Consider the following 3,676-nt stretch of genomic DNA (forward strand, 5'->3'; position numbering starts at 1 on the left):
TTCTTTCAAATTGATTCGGAATTTTTTGCTACCCGTAAGTCACGATCGTAAACAAATTCCGGGTAAGCAAATTCAAAAACTCTCTGAGTTCGTTGTCGCCAAAGTAGCAGGCTATGAAACTGCTGCTGAGGTAAGTACCAAAGGAGAGTGTCATGGCAAATGTCGTTAAGCGTTTCGCCACAGCTTTGGCCGGTGGTGCACTTGTTGTATCTCTGTCTTTACCCTCCAGCGCAGGCGGCATTAGCGTCGGCGCCGGCGCATCGGTTGGCGGCAGTGGCGGCGTAAACGCCGGTCTTGGCGCCTCGATCGGCGGCCGTGGCGGCATCAATGCGGGAGCCGGAGCCTCGATCGGCGGTAGCAACGGGGTGAATGCAGGAGCCGGTGCAGCGATAGGCGGCAAGAAACGCATTACCGCGGGTGTCGGCGCTTCGATCGGCGGTAGCGGCGGGGTGAATGCCGGTGCCGGTGCAGCGATAGGCGGCAAGAAACGCATTACCGCGGGTGTCGGCGCTTCGATCGGCGGCCGAAGCGGGGTGAATGCCGGCGCCGGTGCATCGATTGGCGGCAGCAAGGGCATTACCGCTGGTGCCGGCGCCAATATGGGCGGCACCGGGGGTATAACTGCTGGTGCAGGCGCAAGTGTCGGCGACACCAGGGGTATAGCTGTCGGCTTAGGTGCCGATGGTGGTGGCACTGGTGGTGTCGCCCGGGGTGCCGGTGTAGGCGTTGCAGGTGCAAGCCTTCTGGGTACACCGGGCACTCCTGGAACGCTGGGAACTCTTGGAACATCCGGGGCGCCGAGCACTTCCAGCGTGCCAAGCGTGATCTCGCAGTTGTCCAGCAGCCAACTGACTCGCATGAAGAAGCGCTGCGTCGACGTGCTCGGGAGCGGCGGCACGTACGATCGCGACCTACGTGAGCTTTGCTTGCTGATCGCACGCCGCTGAGAGACTGTTGCGCAAACGGGGGTGTCGCATCCGCCGTGGAGGCTTTTGACAACACTCTCCTGGGCTCGCGGCCGGCCCGCCACTCGCAAGGTGGCGGGCTTTTCTGCGGTCAGGGCCGGTGCGCTGAGCGGCCCGACGAGCGACCTCGCATCTCCCCAAAAATCACCTTTTGTTCGCTCTGGCTAATATAAGCCGGCCACCTAGGTGCGGACTGGACGAGCAAGTATACGGGGATCATGGAAGCCGCGAGGGAGCTTGAAGTCGAGAACGCGATCATCGAGGGCGAGGCGGTCGTCACCGGCGTGAATGGCCTGCCCAAGAGCAAGGCGGACGTCACCGTTGCGCTTTTCGCCAGCCCGCTGATCGCGCTTCTGCCTCGCTGCAAAATCAGCGCTCCCCCTTGCCGGTCGAGGTTACGCACGGCGCGACGAGAAAGGCGCCGCTATGCGTCCATTTCCAGCCGATCGTGCACCGGCTTATCGTGCCAGATCACTTGCCTGAGATCCCGCATATCGACCGGCTGCGCACAGATCGGGCAGATGTAAAAATCGTCGCCTTCGATCTTGGGCGGGTCGCCGTGACGCCTGCTGGTGATCGGCGGGCCTAGGTCGGATAGCTTCGTCATTCCACTAAACATCACCTGCGTGGCGAGGAAGACCTTCGGCATGCATCGCTACAGGATTTTCGAGGAGTGAGGACGGACAGACCACCCCCGCTGCTAGGCCTTCAGCCCACCGTCGGCGCTGGGGGGATCGATCTTCACTAATTGGTGTGCGGCCTCGACCAGACGCCGTTGCGCGCGGATCCTGCTGCACAGCGCGATGTTCTCGGCCAGCATTTCTTCTGAGCGTTCAAGCGCGAGCTCGGTCCGCTTGATGCGTTCCCTGGCATTGGCCATCGCGCTTTCGTAGGGTTCCATGGGGTTCGTCATGATTACTAACTCAGGGCGGACCGGATCGTTCCCTCGAAGGTCAGCACTGGACTGGCCATCGATGAGCATCCCGATCGCTTGGCAATGGGGTGCTGTGACCTAGCAATGTGGCAACAGGGACCATCCGAAAAACGACCTGTTGCGGACATAAATCATGGCAAATGGTGGCGTTCGAAAAGAAGCAAGACCTCACTTGCTTCAATATCGATGCCCTCTCGCTTGTCATCTTCGTTTGGGTGATCCGCTAGTTGCCGCAGATCCTCTTCCAAGCCGCCGAGAACGTCGATCGGCAGCCTCCGTATGACCAGAGTTATACAGTGATACTTTTGAGCTCCGTCGGTTCCCTTAAGGATCCGCGAAATCGGATTAATCAGCGGCGTCCCCAAGGTAACGAGGAAATCAGCGAGAGGTCTAGCTACCGGCCAATTGCTATCGGCAGTCCAATCCAACAGTTCGTCCAGTATCGGCGCGATCGCGGGATAGCCCGCTTTGATAATGAAAGGGATAGAATCGACATCGTGCTTGCTCCGCGGCAGTAGCCTCTGTGCATCAATCATCTGAGACCACTCACGGCACATCGATCCTTGCGCTCTTTTTGAGCACCCGAAGATCGATGTCAACGTCCGCTTCCACCACCATCTGGTAGTGGGTCAGTCTGGAGGCGGTCGAAGGCGCTTTCGGTGGCGATATCGACTATGCCATGCTGGTCAAGCTTTACGGCAACTCGCCCGAAACAGCCAAGGGCCGCTACAGCCCCGCCGAATGCACTGGCGCTCGTAAGACGCCAATCGAGGGCAATCCCAACCCCCGGCATATCAGCACGTCGTTTGCCGAGCGCCAGAATGCACATGCGCCGCTTCACCCGCCTGACCAACGGCTTCTCAAAGAAGGTTGAGGCTCACGCCAACGCGGTCGCCCTGCATTTCATGTACTACAATTTCGTCCGTATCCATGCTTCACTGCGCATGACCCAGGCAATGGCCGCTGGCGTAACCGGCAAGCTTTGGGAGATCGCAGACATTGTGGCGCTGATCGAAGCTAAGGAAGCGGAAAACCCGATGGCGCGCGGATCCTACAAGCGATTAGCAGTGTGACGGCCCAGTCGTCGCTGAAAACTTGGGCGCGAACCATCAAGCGCGACGTAGTTGCCCTCTGGATAGCCGCCCGCGATCCCCGCGTGCCCTGGTATGCGAAGGTAGCGGCTGGCGCGGTCGCCGCCTATGCGCTTAGTCCGATTGACCTGATACCCGACTTTATACCCGTGCTTGGCTATTTGGATGAGGTGATCGTTCTTCCCCTCGGCATCCTGCTTGTGGTGAAGCTCATTCCCGCACCACTGATGGAAGAATTTCGACAAGAGGCGATCCGCCGCGAGGACCGACCGAAAAGCTATTGGGGCATGGCGGCGATAGCTGCAATTTGGCTGGCTGTCGCCGCTTGGCTGGTTTGGCTGTTTTGGCCAATCGCGCGGGATGAATTTCAAACTGACCCACTACCCACCATCTCGGTCATTCCTCATTTATGAGTTCACGGCCTAGAGTGGCCGGCCGGCGCGCATCATGGCGCGCGCGATGGCGAGTTGCTCTCAACCTTGGCGTTTTCCTTTTGCGTCATATTGTCGGCGGCGAAAGCCGGACGGTGGAAAATATGTCAGTTCGACCTTCATCAGACTAGAGCGGGATGAGATTAGTTTCGGTCATAGCCGGAGTTTTTGAAGTAGTGTGAGCACTCGGCGGATGTGATGCGGTTGAGAATTTGGCCGATCGCGTCGCAGACGGTTTGGACGGTGCGGCTTGCT

At 59.2% G+C, this 3,676-nt stretch carries 5 protein-coding genes and 1 pseudogene; 3 read left to right on the forward strand and 3 right to left on the reverse strand.

The window, feature by feature from the left end; all coding sequences use genetic code 11:
- Nucleotides 1–152 precede the first annotated feature (152 nt).
- Nucleotides 153–947, forward strand: coding sequence for a hypothetical protein (locus EOA85_RS30200; protein WP_127212179.1), 795 nt, complete (start codon nt 153–155; stop codon nt 945–947).
- Between the two features lie 442 nt (nt 948–1,389).
- Here EOA85_RS30200 and EOA85_RS30205 read toward each other — a convergent pair whose 3' ends face one another.
- The 3 genes from EOA85_RS30205 to EOA85_RS30215 form a co-directional block, all read right to left on the reverse strand.
- On the reverse strand, nt 1,390–1,572 hold the full coding sequence (locus tag EOA85_RS30205; RefSeq protein ID WP_127212180.1) for a hypothetical protein: 183 nt from the start codon (nt 1,570–1,572) through the stop codon (nt 1,390–1,392).
- 93 nt (nt 1,573–1,665) lie between these two features.
- Nucleotides 1,666–1,866: a hypothetical protein gene (locus tag EOA85_RS30210; RefSeq protein ID WP_127212181.1), complete on the reverse strand. Its 201-nt coding sequence runs from the start codon at nt 1,864–1,866 to the stop codon at nt 1,666–1,668.
- Between the two features lie 164 nt (nt 1,867–2,030).
- The gene (locus EOA85_RS30215) at nt 2,031–2,435 is read right to left on the reverse strand and encodes a DUF5071 domain-containing protein (protein ID WP_127212182.1); all 405 of its coding nucleotides are present in this window, start codon (nt 2,433–2,435) and stop codon (nt 2,031–2,033) included.
- Between the two features lie 98 nt (nt 2,436–2,533).
- Between EOA85_RS30215 and EOA85_RS39465 the strand changes: the two are divergent.
- Nucleotides 2,534–2,972 (forward strand): annotated as a pseudogene (locus EOA85_RS39465) (IS1 family transposase); the annotation flags it as partial.
- A complete protein-coding gene (locus EOA85_RS30225) occupies nt 2,969–3,403 on the forward strand; it encodes a YkvA family protein (protein ID WP_245486139.1) in 435 nt (144 codons plus the stop codon). The pseudogene EOA85_RS39465 and the gene EOA85_RS30225, both read left to right, overlap by 4 nt.
- Nucleotides 3,404–3,676 lie beyond the last annotated feature (273 nt).

Origin of the sequence: Mesorhizobium sp. M5C.F.Ca.IN.020.29.1.1 (genome assembly GCF_003997375.1) — a bacterium.
Lineage (GTDB): Bacteria > Pseudomonadota > Alphaproteobacteria > Rhizobiales > Rhizobiaceae > Mesorhizobium > Mesorhizobium wenxiniae.